Origin of the sequence: [Clostridium] aminophilum DSM 10710 (assembly GCF_000711825.1) — a bacterium.
GTDB classification, from domain to species: Bacteria; Bacillota; Clostridia; order Lachnospirales; family Lachnospiraceae; genus Clostridium_R; species Clostridium_R aminophilum.
In genome coordinates this window covers 13,210-30,157 of record NZ_JONJ01000008.1, presented here as the reverse complement: position 1 = coordinate 30,157, position 16,948 = coordinate 13,210, and the positions used below count along the sequence as shown (strand labels likewise).

General features: G+C 53.5%; 12 protein-coding genes. All 12 read right to left on the bottom strand.

Features of this window, described 5'->3' with window-relative positions:
- Window positions 1-834: 834 nt before the first annotated feature.
- The 12 genes from BR86_RS0106730 to BR86_RS0106660 all read right to left on the bottom strand — a co-directional run bounded on the left by BR86_RS0106730 (window position 835) and on the right by BR86_RS0106660 (window position 16,878).
- Entirely contained in the window at window positions 835-2,211 is a 1,377-nt protein-coding gene (locus BR86_RS0106730) for an ABC transporter ATP-binding protein (protein WP_051684647.1), read from the bottom strand.
- Window positions 2,212-2,483: 272 nt separating this feature from the next.
- On the bottom strand, window positions 2,484-3,503 hold the full coding sequence (locus tag BR86_RS0106725) for a hypothetical protein (RefSeq protein WP_031472394.1): 1,020 nt from the start codon (window positions 3,501-3,503) through the stop codon (window positions 2,484-2,486).
- A 360-nt stretch (window positions 3,504-3,863) separates the two neighbouring features.
- Entirely contained in the window at window positions 3,864-5,357 is a 1,494-nt protein-coding gene (locus BR86_RS0106715; RefSeq protein ID WP_038288123.1) for a carbon starvation CstA family protein, read from the bottom strand.
- Window positions 5,358-5,715: 358 nt separating this feature from the next.
- Window positions 5,716-6,513: a LytR/AlgR family response regulator transcription factor gene (locus BR86_RS0106705; RefSeq protein ID WP_031472390.1), complete on the bottom strand. Its 798-nt coding sequence runs from the start codon at window positions 6,511-6,513 to the stop codon at window positions 5,716-5,718.
- The gene (locus BR86_RS0106700; protein WP_031472388.1) at window positions 6,510-8,342 is read right to left on the bottom strand and encodes a LytS/YhcK type 5TM receptor domain-containing protein; all 1,833 of its coding nucleotides are present in this window, start codon (window positions 8,340-8,342) and stop codon (window positions 6,510-6,512) included. Before BR86_RS0106700 ends, BR86_RS0106705 begins: the two co-directional genes overlap by 4 nt.
- 392 nt (window positions 8,343-8,734) lie before the next feature.
- Window positions 8,735-10,747, bottom strand: coding sequence for a TRAP transporter permease (locus BR86_RS0106695; RefSeq protein WP_242841578.1), 2,013 nt, complete (start codon window positions 10,745-10,747; stop codon window positions 8,735-8,737).
- Window positions 10,748-10,817: 70 nt separating this feature from the next.
- Window positions 10,818-11,318 (bottom strand): DUF1850 domain-containing protein, encoded by a 501-nt coding sequence (locus BR86_RS0106690; RefSeq protein WP_031472384.1) that lies wholly within the window; start codon window positions 11,316-11,318, stop codon window positions 10,818-10,820.
- A gap of 9 nt (window positions 11,319-11,327) precedes the next feature.
- The gene (locus BR86_RS0106685; protein ID WP_031472382.1) at window positions 11,328-12,374 is read right to left on the bottom strand and encodes a TAXI family TRAP transporter solute-binding subunit; all 1,047 of its coding nucleotides are present in this window, start codon (window positions 12,372-12,374) and stop codon (window positions 11,328-11,330) included.
- A 321-nt stretch (window positions 12,375-12,695) separates the two neighbouring features.
- Window positions 12,696-12,953 (bottom strand): HPr family phosphocarrier protein, encoded by a 258-nt coding sequence (locus BR86_RS0106680; RefSeq protein WP_031472380.1) that lies wholly within the window; start codon window positions 12,951-12,953, stop codon window positions 12,696-12,698.
- Window positions 12,954-13,197: 244 nt separating this feature from the next.
- Window positions 13,198-15,183 (bottom strand): PTS fructose transporter subunit IIABC, encoded by a 1,986-nt coding sequence (locus tag BR86_RS0106670; RefSeq protein WP_031472378.1) that lies wholly within the window; start codon window positions 15,181-15,183, stop codon window positions 13,198-13,200.
- 26 nt (window positions 15,184-15,209) lie between these two features.
- A complete protein-coding gene (gene pfkB, locus BR86_RS0106665) occupies window positions 15,210-16,115 on the bottom strand; it encodes a 1-phosphofructokinase (protein WP_031472376.1) in 906 nt (301 codons plus the stop codon).
- A complete protein-coding gene (locus tag BR86_RS0106660; protein ID WP_031472374.1) occupies window positions 16,093-16,878 on the bottom strand; it encodes a DeoR/GlpR family DNA-binding transcription regulator in 786 nt (261 codons plus the stop codon). The genes pfkB and BR86_RS0106660 overlap by 23 nt, the downstream gene beginning before the upstream one ends.
- Window positions 16,879-16,948 lie beyond the last annotated feature (70 nt).

The window sequence follows — 16,948 nt, the reverse complement described above, 5'->3', positions numbered from 1 at the left end:
TCCGCGCCGACATTCATCGGAAGATACTCCGGATAATCATAGATCATCCGCGTCCCGGCAAGATCGCCCTGCTTCGGCAGATAGCGGTCGGAGAAGATTTCCACGGCAAAGCGCCAGTCCGGCATCGGATAATAGAAGGCCGCATCTGGAAGAGTCGCTGTCATCTGTTCCTTTGTGAAGGAGATATTTTCTCTCTCTGCTCCGGCCAGAACCTTTAAGCCGTACGTATTCTCTGCCGCCGCAATCAGAAGGCCGCCGTCTTTCACCAGACGCTTCGCCTGCTCCAGCAGTGCCCTTGCGTCCGTTTTCCGTACCGCATCTTCCTCCCGGTGGTTTCCGTTCCGACGGTTCTCATCCCCGCTGTTCCCGTTCCGGTTGTTCCCGTTCCGGCTGTTCTCATCCCCGCTGTTCTCATTCCGGCTGTCTTTCATCCCGGCAAGCGCATCGAATGCCTCCGGTCCCAGCGCGACAACGCAGTCATAGACCGCGCCCTCTTCGATCCGATCGGTAAAGGTGACATGATCCAGCTCACCGTATCGAAACTCTGCCGCTTTCCGGGACGCGTTCTCCGCAGAAAGCACGGTCAGATGCCCCGCCTTCTTTGCCAGAAGTCCCGTCACAGCGCCATAATCCGCGCCGAGCTGCAGAATTTCCGCGCCCTCCCGCACGTCAATCCACTCCAGAAGATTTTCTCTCAGCGGCGCAAATGCGCGGAGATAAGCCAGATTCCGGTTCTCCCGCAGAATCCGTTCCGTATCGCCGTGATATCTCTTAAGAATCGCCAGGACTTCCTCCCCGAAGTCCCTGATCTTCGTTCCGTTCATGTTGTTTTCCTTATTCCTTCCCCAGTTCCGCAATCGCTTCCTGCAGATGATCTTCCGTGGTCTTCGTGGCCGCGGTCTGAGAATCCATGTCATACAGACCGACCGTGTTCTTATTGGAAATGACCGTCATGCTGATCACGTCATACAGCCGGTGATAGACCACATGCTCTCCCTGCTCGAATCCGGTGCAGCTCATGGAGAGGAGGTACTCACCGCCCTGAAGATTCATCTTCTGGCGGAATTCCACGACGTAGACATCACCCTTCTTCACCGGCTTGATATCCGTCCCCTCGTACATGGTATTGGTTCCGGTCAGATCCGTGCCCTTCTTGTCCTTGATCGTATAGGTAAAGATCGGTGCGGCAATATCCGCATGGAACTTGATAATCTCACGGATGGTGAACGTTTCCCCCTTCAGGAGAAGGTTCGTGACATTGCCTCTCTGATCGAGAAGACCGAGGTCAATGAACTCGGCGCGGCCGTCTCCGTACTCTTCGCGGTTTCCGTTGATCACCATCTGGTCCAGCATCTTTTTGTTCGCGCCGCCAGCGGCACCCTCTCCGTGGGCGAGTGCTCCGGACTTCTCGGCAACGACTTCCTTCTCTCCGGAATAGTCGTTCATCTCCAGCTCTTCTCTCAGCTGATCCATCTGGCCGGCAAGAATCTTTTTGTACAGATCCACCATTTTCCCGGCGCTTCCCTGTGCGACGAAGTCGCCCTTGTTCAGCACGACAACCTTGTCGCAGTATTTGATGATCGAACCCATATCATGCGTAACCATCACGATGGTGGTACCGTTCTTGCGGATCTCCTCCATACGGCGGTAGCATTTTGCCTGGAAGAAGACGTCTCCGACCGACAGCGCCTCGTCGACGATCAGAATCTCCGGATCGACATTGATGGCGAGCGCAAATGCCAGCCGGACGAACATACCGCTGGAATAGGTCTTGACCGGCTGATAGACGAAATCGCCGATCTCGGCAAAATCAAGGATATCCTGGAGTTTTTCATCCATCTCTTTTTTGGTGTATCCCATCATCGTGCCGTTCATGTAGATATTCTCAATCCCGGTATAATCCTGATTGAATCCCGCTCCGAGTTCCAGAAGCGCGGAAATCTTTCCGTTTACCTGCGCCGTTCCGGATGTCGGGGTGAGCACTCCGGTAATGATCTTCAGAATCGTGGATTTTCCCGATCCGTTGGTTCCGATAATGCCGACGGTCTCTCCCTTTTTTACCTCAAAGGAAATATCGTTCAGCGCATAGAAATCTTTGTGATAGCTCTTGTGAGTCGGATTCATCGACTCCTTCAGACGATCGATCGGCTTGTTATAGAGCTTGTATATTTTAACAACGTTCTTTACTTCGATTGCGTTCTCCGGTGACATGTTACCCTCCGAACATAGTTTGCCACATTAACCTCGACAGTATAGCATATCACACCGTTAAAAAACAGTCAAAAAACCGCCGAAAGACCGTGAAAACCCTTGAAACAGAATCAAGCCGGACAGGTCAGAATCCAATCCCCCGTCCGGCTCTCTCATCCGTAAATCTTTTCAATTCCCGTCTCGTCCGTCCCTTCCGCCTCCTGAACCGAATCGGATCCGGAACTTTCTCCGGGAAACTTTCATCCGGCAGTTCACCGCTCCGCCGTTCAGCCTCACTCGTAGTTCATCACAAGGAACATCGGCTTCACCATGACCACTTCATCGTGCTCTTTCTGGGACACTTCCACGGTATAATTCAGCTTTCGAAGATCTTCCTTCTCCACCGCCAATGCCTCTGCCGCCGAGGATGCTCTTCCCTCGCGGACCACACGGATCATGCGCTCTAAGACAACCGGATGCGCGTACTGCGCCGGAACCGGAAATGTATCCCGGCCGTCCGACTCCTCATCCACGATCTTAGCCATCGCCTGAAGTGCCGACTCCCAGTCTTCCTGTGCCGCCTTCCTGTTATTGCGGCCGGTCGGCAGAATTCTCGAAGAAATCACCGCAAAGATCGTCGCAATGCCAAAAAGCACGAAATAAACGGCTCCGCCCATTCCATGAACGATGGAATATACGCCGAACAGGGCCGCAGCGGCGGCGAGTCCGAACACGACCATGGCAGCCAGGCGATAGGTCGGACTGATATGGTCAATGATGCGTTTCTGTTTCGCGGCATGTGCCAGCTGTGTATACTGGACCGGGTGTCTGCGGAGCGCGTGTTCGGCGGCGGTGAGATCCCGCACTGCCGCGTTCTGTTCCGGAGAGAGTTTGTCCAGATATCTGGCGCGTTCCTTCGCCTCCGCCTCTCTCAGTTTCCGCTCCGCTTCTTCGCTGTGAAGGCGGATATCCGGATGCGAGGTCTTCAGCTGCGCGAGAAACAGATCGACTTCGTCCTCAAATTTAAAACTGCACTGATGCTCTTCCCCCGAACGGGTCTGAACCACAAGATAAGCGATGGACCCAAACACTCCCTTTCCGGTAAAGCCTCCCTTACTCATGGCGACACGTTTAAAGCAGCGGCTGATGTCTCTGTATCGGATGTAGCACCGGCGTTCCAGAAAGAGACTGCCGATATAAAGTGCCTTCTCCCCGAGTCCGCACGGACCGATCCGAAGGCATTTGCGGGCATCTTCCTTCAGAATGTCATCCCTCAGTTGTGATGTGCCGATACATACCGGTTTTAAAATCATATTCACTCCCCCTGAAACCATCTGTTTTTTCCGGCTTCTTCCGTATCTTCATCTCCGGAAAAGCCGGAGGCAATCCCATGACACGGCGGGGCAAAACACACGAAACACATTTTTCGGTTTTCGCCCGCGCAAACGCTGTGAATCCGCCCTGCGGATGACACACAGTATCACGGCAGCCGCCAAAGCCCGTGCGCACATGAGCTTCGGCCCGTTGCCCGTGTATGTCAAGGGCGGATGAAGAAAACTCCGTCCGCCCTGTCGGTTCTCTGTCAGAGAACGATGTTTGTTTGTAAAACTGTAGCTTTCTGTGATCGGATTTTAACCGTCATCCGGTGCGAGATGGCGAATCCTGCGCAGTGATCATGCGGCAGTTTTCGTTCCTCCGAACTGTCTGTGCTTTGCAGACGCCTTCATGAACAGTCCCAGGAATACGGCAGCAACCACAATTCCGAACGGATATGCAAAGGACGCATTGTTCTTAAAGAACGGAATCAGGCCAAGGCACTCCGGAGCCATGCTGAAGTATGTTGCGGATACTGCGGACATAAAGGTTGCCGGAACCGCAGTGATCCAGAAATTCTTCTTCTCGGAAGCCAGATACATGGATGCAGACCAGAGAACAAGCATGGCCAGTGTCTGGTTGGTCCAGGAGAAATATCTCCAGATAACCTGGTAAGAGAAGAGTCCGAAGGAGTTTCCGAATCCGAGGAATGCGCCGCAGCCGAGCAGCGGAACGCAGAGCTTCAGTCGGTTGACATAGGAACCCTGATCCAGGCCCATCCAGTCGGCAAGAGTCAGTCTTGCGGAACGGAATGCGGTATCACCGGAAGTAATCGGACATGCGATAACGCCGAGCATGGCAAGGATAACACCGAGAGAGCCCATGGTCTTTACGCAGACATCATAGATTGCTGCAGACTGTCCTGCGCCGAGAGCTTCGGAAAGTCCGGTATTCAGTCCATCGGTGACCGCATAGATCGAACATCCTGCCGCCGCCCATACAAGTGCGATGACACCCTCTGCCACCATGGCACCGTAGAATACAAAATGACCCTGTCTCTCTGACTTCAGGCATCTTGCCATCAGCGGAGACTGTGTGGAATGGAAGCCGGAGATTGCGCCGCAGGCTACGGTAATGAACATGAAGGACCATACCGGTGTGCCTGCCGGATGCATGCTGTAGAAGTTTGTCCAGATCTCCGGTGTGTGGAATCCGTTCATCGGCATTCCGATTGCAACGCCGACTGCCATCACGATCAGGCAGATACCGAACAGCGGATAAATCTTACCGATGATCTTATCAATGGAGATAAAGGTTGCGATGAAATAGTACGCAAGAATGATGGCAAGCCATACCGCGGTATTCGCAAACGGTCCTGTCACACCCTTTTCGCCGAGAAGCTTAACCAGAAGTCCTGCCGGTCCTACTGCAAATACCGTACCTACCATGACCAGAAGAACAACGGAGAATACTCTCATGACTGCCTTCATCCTGTCGCCGAGATATTTACCGGTAACTTCGGCGATGGATGCGCCGTTATTTCTCTCACTGAGCATACCGGAGAAATAATCGTGAACGGCACCGGCAAAGATCGTACCAAAGGTGATCCAGAGAAATACGATCGGGCCCCAAAGTGCACCCTGAAGTGCGCCGAAGATCGGGCCGAGGCCGGCAATGTTAAGCAGCTGAACCAGGAAAAGCTTCCACTGCGGCATTACAACGTAGTCAACACCGTCATTGATTGCAACGGCCGGTGTCTCACGATCATCCGGTCCGAAGGTGTTATCGACAAGTTTGCCGTAGGTGAAGTATCCGCCAATAAGTAAACATAAACAAATAACAAAGCTTATCATACTATTCCCCTCCTGTAGTATTCGCCCTGTCGACCCTGCACCCCCGGGTCGGCGATTGCCTGTTATTACCTTAATTATATTCCCGGCGAAACCGTTTTCAACTGTATATTCCGTTTTTTTATCATAATTATCATAATAATTCCTGTCTGTCCTCCCAGTTTATCGGAATGCGTGACAATCCCTGTATATCCACGTATATCCTTGCTTTCTCCGTCTTCCGGCAGCGGTTCTTCTGCGCTTTTTTCTTATTACGACAAAATTGTGCGGAATACGTCGTTTTTCGACGCATCCCGCACAATCCTCTGTACGTTATATTCTTATTTTTATGCTTTTATCTGTTGTTTTTTAGTATGTATCGTTATTTTCCAAACAGGCTCCGGAAGTCTTTCAGCTGGGTCCGGCCGATGGGGAGCTGCTCGTCCCTTCCCTTCATGCGGACGCTGTAGCCGTTGTTGTACCCCGGCACCATCTCCTCGAGCCGGTCAAGGTTGATCATATAGCTCTTATGGATGCGGAAAAACCGGTGTCTTGCAAGCTTCTGCTCATAATACCCGAGGGTTTCCTTCTGTTCAAAGGAACCGTTCTTCGTGTGGACCAGGCACTGTCGGTTCTGCGCCTCAATATAGATGATATCCTTCACTTCCACAATTCTGAAACCGGTCCCAAGCGTCAGGAGGATACTGTCCGGTTTTTCCGCCAGAATCTCGTGGCCGCGGTCACCGCCCGCCGTCGTCTCCGTCTCCGCCGCATGGTTTCCGTCCGTGCCCGACGCGGAGGAATTCGCCGAAACCGAAGGATTTCGCCAGTTGCGGACGCGTTCCATGGTCTTGCGGATCCGTTCGAGATCAAACGGTTTCAGAACATAGTCGAGCGCCCCGAGTTCAAACGCTTTTACCGCAAACTCCCGGTATGCCGTCGCAAAGACGATCTTGGTATCCGGCGCCTTGGAGCGGACCATGGACGCGAGGGTGGTCCCGTTTGCCCCATTCAGATTGATATCGACGAAGCAGACGTCAAAATGATCCTCTTCCAGCAGTTTCAGAAATGCGTCCGCAGTCGATGCCTCCTGTATCTCCGCATCCGGCTCACACTGCTGAAGAAGCCAGATCAGCTCGCTTCTTGCCGGTCTCTCATCATCCACTACTGCGATTTTCATTCCGAATCCTCCTCCGTCTTTAGATTATTGGGCAGCACCAGGCGCACTGTTGTTCCGCTCTCTCCGGTCAGAATCTGCATGCCCGCCGCCTTGCCGTAAACAGCCCGAAGCCGTTCCTGCACGTTCAGCATTCCGATGCCGATACTCTTAAAGCTCTCCGTCTCGGCTCCGTGAAGCCGATCCAGAACATACTGCGGAATCCCGGGCCCGTTGTCCTCCACATCGATCAGGGTACTGATCTCTTCCCGGTGAATCCGGATGGATACCCGGCCGACCTCTCGCTGCATGGCGCCGTGATGCACGGCATTTTCCACGATCGGCTGAAGGATCAGATTCGGCACCCGGCAGACACAGTCCTGCGGCTCCGCTTCGATGTCCACGATCAGCCGCTCCTCGAACCGCGCCTTCTCAAGTTCCAGATACGCCTCCACATGCTCCATTTCCTTTTCCAGTGTAACCTTTTTATTGCTGTCCGTCAGCATATTCCGGAAATACGAACTCAGCGACTGGAGAAGTTCTCTCGCGCGGTCCGGCTTTTCCCTGCAGAAACAGGAGATCGTGTTCAGCGCATTGAAGAGAAAATGCGGATTGATCTGGGACTGCAGCGCGCGGTATTCCGCTCTCTGCAGCTCATCCTTCTGGTGCTCCATCTTCGCCAGCTGAAGCTGGGAAGTCAGAAAATGCGCCAGTCCGCCGATGACTTCCTCATCCGCCTTCATGAACTGCACGCCGCGCCGGAACAGCATAACCAGAATATAGCAGTTCGCCTCATCCGGCTGAATCGGTGCGGCCATGATCAGGCTTTTGCCGTAGAGCGGATAAAATGCGTCCTCCGGTACCGGAACATGGCTGATTCTCGTATTCTTATAAGTCTTTGCCGCCATCAGAAGTCTCGGATAGTTGTCCTCATTCAGGGTAATTCCGCCGAACTCCCCGCTTCTGGCAAGAAAACGGAAATCCTTCACGATCGCCGCGCCCTCACAGGCCGGCTCCTCATTCCGGATAATGTTCACAATCTCATCCGCGCTTCCGTCCGCCTCCAGCCCGTTCCGGAGAAACGGTGCGCACTGTTCGGCAATGCGCAGGGCATTGCTGACTTTCGCCGCCGCTTCGAGATCCGACTGCCGCATGGCGGAGTTGAATACGCCGAAGAAAATCATGATCCCGAGCGAATTCATGATCAGCATCGGAATCATCACGGATCGAACGATCTCCACGGCTGTCATACGGTCTTCCACCAGCGCGTAGACCAGAATCAGATGAATCAGACCGGATACAAATGCCGTAAAAAACAAAACGACCGCCCTCATCTGGCTCTTCATTTTCCCGTGGCGGATCATTTCTCCGAGAGCCGCGCCGATGCCCCCCTGAATAAATGTCGCCGCAATGCACGCAAGGGTGCTTGCCCGCTGTGGAAAGACCAGATAGCGGTGGAGTGCCGCGATCAGTGAGGTCAGGATTCCCGCCTCCGGTCCTCCGAGGATGCCGGCGGAAAGGATGCCGATCACACGGGCATTCGGAATCGAACCATTCATCTGAACGCCGATGCAGTCCGAGACGATGCAGAACAGGCCGAAGCAGACGCCGAGCAGAATGCCCCGGACCATGCGAAAGGCGGCCGTACTTTCGCCCTGCGCGGGTTCGCCCTCACTGCGCCGTTCCTCTGCCGGCTCCGCCTTCCTTTTCCCGGAAAAACGTCCCTCAACCAGGCCCCCGTACAGTTCACCGGCAAGAATTCTCCGGAAAACCGGAAGACTCGTCATTCCCTCCGCAATCAGCACGAGGATCGATATATTCATCAGAAGGCTCATGAAAACCTCGTAATCCATTCACCGTCTCCTTCCATCTCATTTCTGGAAATCATTATACTACATAAGCCGCGAACCACGCGAGCATTTACGCTCGAACGTGACGGCGGCGCAAAGTCCGCAAGCGGACTTCGGCTCCCCACCCTCTCGCTCCTGAAAGGGTGCTTGCGAACTGGGCGCGCCGCCGCTGGTCACCGCAAGGTGACATCTGCCGTTCATGCGGTGTGCGCAGTCCCGCAGAGCATTTTTCATTTCACAGGAAATGTGAGGTGCTTTCCTGTATAACGAAAAAGCAGCCCCGCATCCGGTGATGCGAGGCTGCGGATCCGGTCACAGCCTGCCGGAACATATTTCTCCGGCAGGCCATGGCTGCATATCAATCATGTCTGAAAATCATGTCTTAAGGTCTTATCTTACGCCGCAGTCGGTGTGATACCGTTCTTCTTCTGGATTCCCTTCTGAACCACAAAGAGAACAACGGCGATCGCTACGCCGATAAGGTCGGTAACCATACCGGAATCGATCAGCAGGTACGCACCGACGAGAGCCGCTGCACGGAGAACCACATTGACATTTGCATAGAGGAAGCCCTCAACCGCAACCGAGATCAGGAATACGCCGATGATCGCGGTAATCGCTACACGCAGGCCTGTTGCAATCGGGGTATCAAGCAGCAGAAGCTCTGTGTTGTAAACGAACATGTACGGAAGGATAAATCCTGCAAGTGCCAGTTTTACGGATGCCCATCCGGTCTTCATCGGATCGCCGCCGGAGATACCTGCCGCCGCAAACGATGCCAGTGCTACCGGCGGTGTCAGGTTTGCAAACATCGCGAAGTAGAAGCAGAACATGTGGGCTGCGATTGCCGGGATACCGAGCTGTACCAGAGCCGGAGCGGCAACGGTGGAAGTGATGATGTAGGACGGAATGGACGGAAGTCCCATGCCGAGGATCATACAGGTAATCATGGAGAATACCAGAGTGAACAGCAGGCTCTTTCCGCCGATCATAACGATGGCATTTGCCAGGTTCAGTGCAAATCCGGTGATGGAGCATACGCCGACGATACATCCTACGCAGGCGCAGGCAATCGCTACGGATACCGTGGAAGTTGCACTCTTCTGCAGTGCGCCCAGAATGTCGTTCAGGCTCATTCTGGTGTTCTTTCTGAGCTGTGCTACCACGATGGTGCAGATGATGGAGTAGAACGCAGCCATGATAACGGTCTTGCCGGAGAAGAACAGCATGTATACGAGGAAGATGATCGGAATTGCCAGATGTCCGGACTCCTTCATAACCTCGCTGATCTTCGGCAGCTCTTCCTTCGGGGTCGGCTTCATTTTCAGCTTGTCAGCACGCATCTGAATCTGGAACAGAATACCCATGTAATAGATGACAGCCGGGATCGCTGCAGAAATCAGCAGGGAGCTGTACTGGATTCCCAGAGTCTCTGCCATGATAAATGCTGCAGCACCCATTACCGGCGGCATCAGCTGTCCGCCGACAGAACCGGTCGCAACAACCGCACCGGAGAACTCTTTGTCATAACCCTCGCGCTTCATCAGCGGGATGGTGAAGGAACCGGTGGTAACAACAACGGCAACGGCTGCACCGTTGATCATTCCGAGAAGACCGGAAGCGATGATCGCTACCTTTGCCGGGCCGCCCTTGGACCATCCGGCAAGTGCGGTCGCAATGTCATTGAAGAACTTACCCATTCCGCACTTGTTCATGAACTCACCAAAGCAGATGAACAGGAAGATATAGGTAGATGCTACGTTGACGGAAGAACCGAAGATACCCTCGGTGTTGGTGTAAAAGTTACTGAAGATCTTCGGCAGAGTGTATCCTCTGTGGAGGAAGATTCCCGGCACGTTGACCGGAATCATACCTGCTCTGCGTCCCATCAGGGCGTAGAACACGAAGATCAGGGACAGGATCGGAAGAGCCAGTCCGCATACGCGTCTGGTTGCCTCCAGAACCAGCACGGTCAGAATCGCACCGATCATGACGTCGGTCGGATTCACAACACCCGCGCGGTTTACAATGGCCTTGTAGTTGACATACATGTATACGGCGGTCACGATCGAAAGTGCGATCAGAATCCAGTCATACCATGCGATTTTCTTGCGGCTTGCCTTCTTGGTTGCCGGATACATGGCAAATGAAAGCACCAGCATCATTGCCACGTGAATTGCTCTGTGACGCAGTGTCTCCGGTGTGTAGAGACCTGCTGCAAATACCAGATGATAGATCGTGATCACCATGCAGACGATCTTGAAAAGCTTATCCATCACCGGGGAGACAAATGTTCTCGTCTTGCTCTCCTTGTCGAACTTTTCGAGAAGTTCCTGCTCATTCACTGCCGGTGCGGTCTCCGCCGCTCCATCCGCAGTCTGGTTCGCGCTCATTTTATTATCGCTCAAACCCTTACCCTCCTTCATGTAGGATCTCCGTCCGGGTCGGTGTCTTCACCGCCGGCGGAGAATTCTGTTTTCATTTTTCACCGACATAGACCGTCACCTTTGCGTGATACGGCATGTCGGAACCTTTGATCCATTCCTTCTCATTCACCTGAATGGACTGCAGCGCCGTATCCGAGCTGAAGAAGTTGAATCGGTCGAATACGCTTCCGATGTTGTCCATATAAACCAGGCCGTCCTCATAGCGGTAGTCCACGTCCATTTCCGCCGGAATGCCCGCTCCGAATCCCGCGACCGAGATCGTCTCCAGAAGAAACGTCCGGTCCTCGCGAACCCGATAGTATTCATTCCACGGAATATGCTCAAAAGAGTGGATCCACCGGAACTCAACGCTGTCCCCCGTCCGGATCGGAATCTGGGCGTAGATCTCGCCGGTCTCCTGATTCTCACAGATGAGAACCTCCTCCGGGAAATATCTCCGGAGCAGGAAAGAGCCCGGAATCAGCGCCAGTCCCAATGCGGTCATCACGGCCGCGAGCATTGCCTGAAGTCTCAGATGTTTATCGAATCTCATATCTCTTCCTTACGGATTGAGCGGTGTCTCGTATCCGTGCTCTTTCCACCATTTTGCCGCGCCGTTGTGCAGCGGAATCTTCAAATCATTGACACCGAAGGTGACGTCAATGTTCTTATCCGCAGTGTTGTGGCTGGCCTTGATGGCAGCAACATCATTGAAAATGCAGTCGAGCATGTCATATACCAGATCATCGGAAAGCTGCGCGTTTGCAACAAGGATGTTGTATACGAATACTGTATCAACCTCCTCATTGTTGCCGTAGGTTCCCACCGGAATGGTAGTCGCCGCGAAGAACGGATACTTCTCAATCAGGCGGTCACGGCCCTCGCCGTTAATCGGAACGATCTTCATATCATAGCTGAATGCCAGCTCTGATACGGTGGAGTTCGGAATACCGGATGTTACGAAGGCCGCATCACACTGGCCGTTCTTCATCTGGTCGATGGCCTCACCGTAGGACAGATAATCGACGTTACTGTCCTCGTAAGTCATTCCGTATGCCTCATAGATCATTCTCGCGTTCAGCTCTACGCCCGAGTTCGGAGCGCCGACGCCGACTCTCTTGCCCTTCAGGTCCTCTACGCTGTTGATTCCGGTTCCCTCAACGGTTACCAGCTGTACATAGTTCGGCCAAAGTCTCATGACCGCGCGAAGATCGTCTTTCTTCTTTCCTTCAAATGCAGCAAAACCTTCATATGCCTGCACAACGGAATCCTGCATGGCAATGGCAAGCTCTGCGTCATCCTGTGTGATCAGGTTGATGTTCTCGACCGATGCGCCGGTCGCCTGAGCACTGGTCTTATATCCTGCGTTGTTCAGAACCTTTGCGATGGCTCCGCCGATCGGATAATAGATACCACTGGTAGGACCGGTCGCTACGGTAACAAACTCACGTGGGCGATCGATTCCGACTTTCGACGGCTTGACATTGGTGTCTTCTGCTGCCGTCTCGTTCGCTGCGGCAGATGATGCTGCGCCGCCGCAGCCTGACATGGAAACCACAGTTGCTGCAAGCAGGACACAGGAAATTGCCGATTTGAACAATTTCTTCATGAATACCCTCCTTATTGCTTCTCAAACCCCTCTTGTTTAAGAAATAACGATTACGGATTAAAGTTTATAAAATTTTTATAAAATACTCAATTATTCTGGGCGAACGGCGAAAAATGATGGGTGAACGACCGTGATACAACCATGAACAGCAGGAATACCTTTTGAAAAAAAGGTCCGGACAGTTTTCCACTGTCCGAACCTTCCATATAGTACGAATAATACGAATATAGTGCGGGAACTGCGGGCCGGAGCCCTTCATCCCGTTCCGGCGTGTCCGTCAGCCGACGGATCCGCGTTCCTGGCCTATCCCGGAATCATCGATCAGAGATTCTTCTCAAGGAAGTCCTTTACGGCTGCACAAGCCTCTTCCTCATCGTCTCCCTCGAAAGAAAGTGTTACGGTGCTTCCTTTGGTTGCGCCGAGAGACATGATGCCGAGAATCTTGGTTGCCTTTACGGTCTTGCCGTCCTTGCTGATCTGGATCAGGCTGCTGAAAGTCTTGCACAGCTTGGTCAGCTCGCCGGCCGGTCTTGCGTGAATTCCGTCGTTGTCCTGAATTACGTAATCAAAAGTTTTCATCGTATTGTCCTTTCATGACTGAAATATTCCTGTATTACATTGTTTTTGTATTACTGTTTTTGCATTACCGTTTTTGTATTGCACTTTTTTCTCTCACAGTTTCCCGTCTCCTGCGGAGCTTCCTTCACCCTTTCGTGAAGAAGTGCCGCCGGGAACAAGGTCCGCAAGCAGACTCCATTCCCCCTCTTTCCCGAGGGGAGATCGCGGGGGTTATGCGCCGCTGATCACCGGAAAATGCAGGCGATCAGTTTACATCCGAATCCATGCTGACCGGCTTTTTCAGAAGGGAGAGAAGAAGCGCGCCGGCCGCCGATCCGATGAGGAGTGCAGCCGCATACATCAGCGGATTGCTGATAACCGCAATTACCCAGAAACCACCGTGCGGAGCCGGGCTTGCACAGCGGCATGCCGCGGAGATCGCACCCGCGATCGCGGATCCCAAAATACAGGACGGAAGAACACGTCCCGGATCTGCCGCCGCATACGGAATCGCACCTTCCGAGATGAAGGAGAGACCCATAATGTAGTTCACAAGTCCTGCCTGGCGATCACGTTTCGTCCAGCGGTTCTTAAAGAATGTAGTGGAGAGGGCAATCACAATCGGCGGAACCATACCACCGACCATAACCGAAGCCATAATGATCTTTCCGGTCTCTCCGGTTGCGATCGCAGCCGTTCCGAATACATACGCCGCCTTGTTGATCGGGCCGCCCATATCGATGGACATCATACCGCCGACAATCGCGCCGAGGATCACAAGATTCGAAGTGCCCATTCCGTTCAGGAAACCGGTGATGCCGGTATTGATTGCTGCCATAACCGGGTTCACGGTTGTCATCATCAGGCTGATCATCAGAATGCCGACCAGCGGATAAATCAGAACCGGCTTGATTCCTTCCAGTGCATCCGGAAGCGCATCACAGGCCTTCTCCAGTCCCTTGGTGAGATATCCTGCCGCAAAACCGGCAAGGAGAGCGCCGAGGAAGCCGGCACTGACGAGCTCAATCACCGGTTCGGCACCGTTTACGCCGACATTGACCTGATCGGCAAGATAGGACCAGGTAAATCCTTCCTTCGCGATTGCGCCGCCGACAAAGCCGACTGCCAGTCCGGGGCGATCCGCAATACTCATGGCGATAAATCCTGCAAGAATCGGAAGCATAAAGCCAAATGCCGCATCACCGCTCTGCTTGAAGAACTTCGCGAGCAGTGTGCCCGAGCCGTAGAATCCTTCTCCGGCATGTGCCACATCCAGAAGGAAGGCGATCGCGATCAGAATACCGCCGCCGACAACGAACGGAAGCATGTGAGATACACCGTTCATCAGATGTTTGTATAAGGTGTGGGCCGCAGATTCCTTCTCCGCAGACACCGCTGCCGTGTCGGACACTGCCTTCTTTCCGGCACTGTATACTGCGGCTTCGTGATTCATGATCTTTCCGATCAGTTCCTCCGGCTTGTTGATTCCGGCGGAAACCGATGTGCTGTAAACCGGCTTTCCGTCAAAGCGGGCCATCTCGACATTCTTGTCTGCCGCAATGATGACGCCCTCCGCGCCGGCGATGTCCTCGGCGGTCAGAAGATTCTTCGCTCCGCCGGAGCCGTTTGTCTCAACTTTGATGGTGTACCCAAGCTTTGCTGCCGCCTTCTCCAGCGCCTCCGCCGCCATATAGGTGTGGGCGATTCCGGTCGGGCATGCGGTAACCGCAACAATCTGAATCTTTCCTGCTGCCGCCTTCGCCTCTTCTTCCTTCTTCTCTTCCGCCTCAAGCTTCTCGTTCTCCGCTTTATCGATCACGGCAAGAAATGCGTCCGCATCCTCTGCCCCGCGAAGCGCATCGCAGAAATCATCATCCATCAGAAGTGTGGACAGACGGGACAGAACCTGAAGGTGAACATTGTCCTCCGTATTTGGTGCCGCGATCAGGAAGATCAGATCGGATTTTTCCCCGTCCGGCGACGCATAATCCACGCCTTCCGGCAGTGTCATCGCCGCAAGTCCCGGCGCCTTCACCGCATCGGTCTTTGCATGCGGGATCGCGATGCCGTCGCCGATCGCGGTCGTGCTCTCTTCTTCTCTTGCCTTAACGGCATTTTTATACTTTTCCGGATCCGCAATATTGCCGCCGGCCACCATCAGTTCGACCATCTGGTCAATGGCGTCGGCCTTTCCGGAAGCACTGCCTCCGATGCGGATGCTCTCTTTTTTCAGAAGATCCGTAATTCTCATCCTTTTACCCCTTCTTTCTACCCTTCTCAGAATGTCTTCAGCAACTCCTCAACCTCTTTTCGGGTTGCCAGTTCCTCGGAAAATGCACTGCTGCTTCCCGCGGAAAGACCCATCCGGAACGCCGTCCGGTAATCCCCCGAAGTCTCGAGATAGCCGGCCAGAAAACCTGCCACCATCGAATCACCTGCGCCGACGGAATTTACCACTTTTCCCTTCGGTGCACCGCTCCGGAGCTCATCTCCCTTTTCCGAGATGAATACCGCACCTTCTCCTGCCATAGAGATCAGCACATTTCTCGCCCCCATCTCCTGCAGCTTCTTCGCGTAAGGAATGACTTCCTCCTGCGTTTTCAGCTCCACGCCGAAGATCTCACCAAGTTCATGGTTGTTCGGCTTGATCAGGAACGGATGGAACTTCAGAACCCTTGTGAGCAGATCTCTGGTCGCATCCACTACGACCGGAATCTTCTTCTCCTGATACCGCGCCAGAATCCGCTCGTACATATCACTCGGCAGCGTGTTCGGGATGCTTCCCGAGATCACCAGGATGTCGTCCCCGTTCATGGCATCCAGTTTTTCAAACAATGCCTCGATCGCCGCTTCCGTGATCTTCGGACCCTGTCCGTTGATCTCCGACTCTTCTTTCGATTTCATCTTGACGTTGATTCTGGAAAATCCTTCTTCCAGCGGGATGAAATCCGGTTTTACGCCGTACTCCGCAAGCCGGCGCTCAATCTCACGTCCGGTGAAACCGGCGGCAAATCCGAGTGCGGTGCTCTCATGTCCCAGATTCTTCAGAACAATCGAGACATTGATTCCCTTTCCTCCCGGAAGAATCTTTTCATAAGAAGTGCGGTTCACTTCCCCGATCCGGAAATCATCCACCCGGATAATGTAATCCAACGACGGATTAAACGTTACTGTGTAAATCAGGGCCACTCACCTCCACTACATTTCTGCACTTTCTGTATTTGTCACTGCTCAGTGTTCCCGTAATCACCGTCGCAAAACCAAACTCGGCAAACTTCACCGAGGAAATGGTTCCCAGCTTGGAGTGATCGCAGAGAACGTAGCGATGATGCGTGTGCTCCATCGCGGTCTTTTTCACCATCGATTCCACAAGATCCGGCGTCGTGTATCCGTGTTTCTCATCCGCACCGTTCGTTCCGAAAAAACCGATTGTGAAATTGTAATCCTCCAGCGCCGCCACTGTCCGGCTGCCGACCAGCGCATCCGTAATGCTCTTGACACGTCCGCCAAGAATGAACACCGTACAGCCCTTTGCCGCAAGCACCGAAGCGTGGCTGATGGAATTCGTCACATAGGTGGCGCTGAGTTCCGTGATCTTCTCCACCAGAAGCTGCGTGGTGGATCCGGCGTCAATGTATACGAAATCATCCGGCCTGATCAGTTTTGCCGCATATGCGGCGATCTGTTCTTTTTCCTCATAGTTCAGGCTCTGCTTTTCCCTCATTGACAGGTCCCGCGTCGAGTATTCCAGTTCCACTGCCGTCGCGCCGCCGTGCACCTTGATCAGACGTCCGATTTTATCCAGTGCAGTCAGATCCCTCCGGACCGTCGATTCCGACACATTCAGCCGCTCTGCCAGTTCCTGAACCGTCGCACTCCTCTCACTGTTTACGATGGCAAGAATCGAGTCATATCTCTCCTCTGTCAGCGTAGTGCTCACCTCCATCACCGTGCCGATCAATCCTCTGCACGTTTTTGATTTTGTATCCTCATGTTATCATCAAAAATAGTCAGAT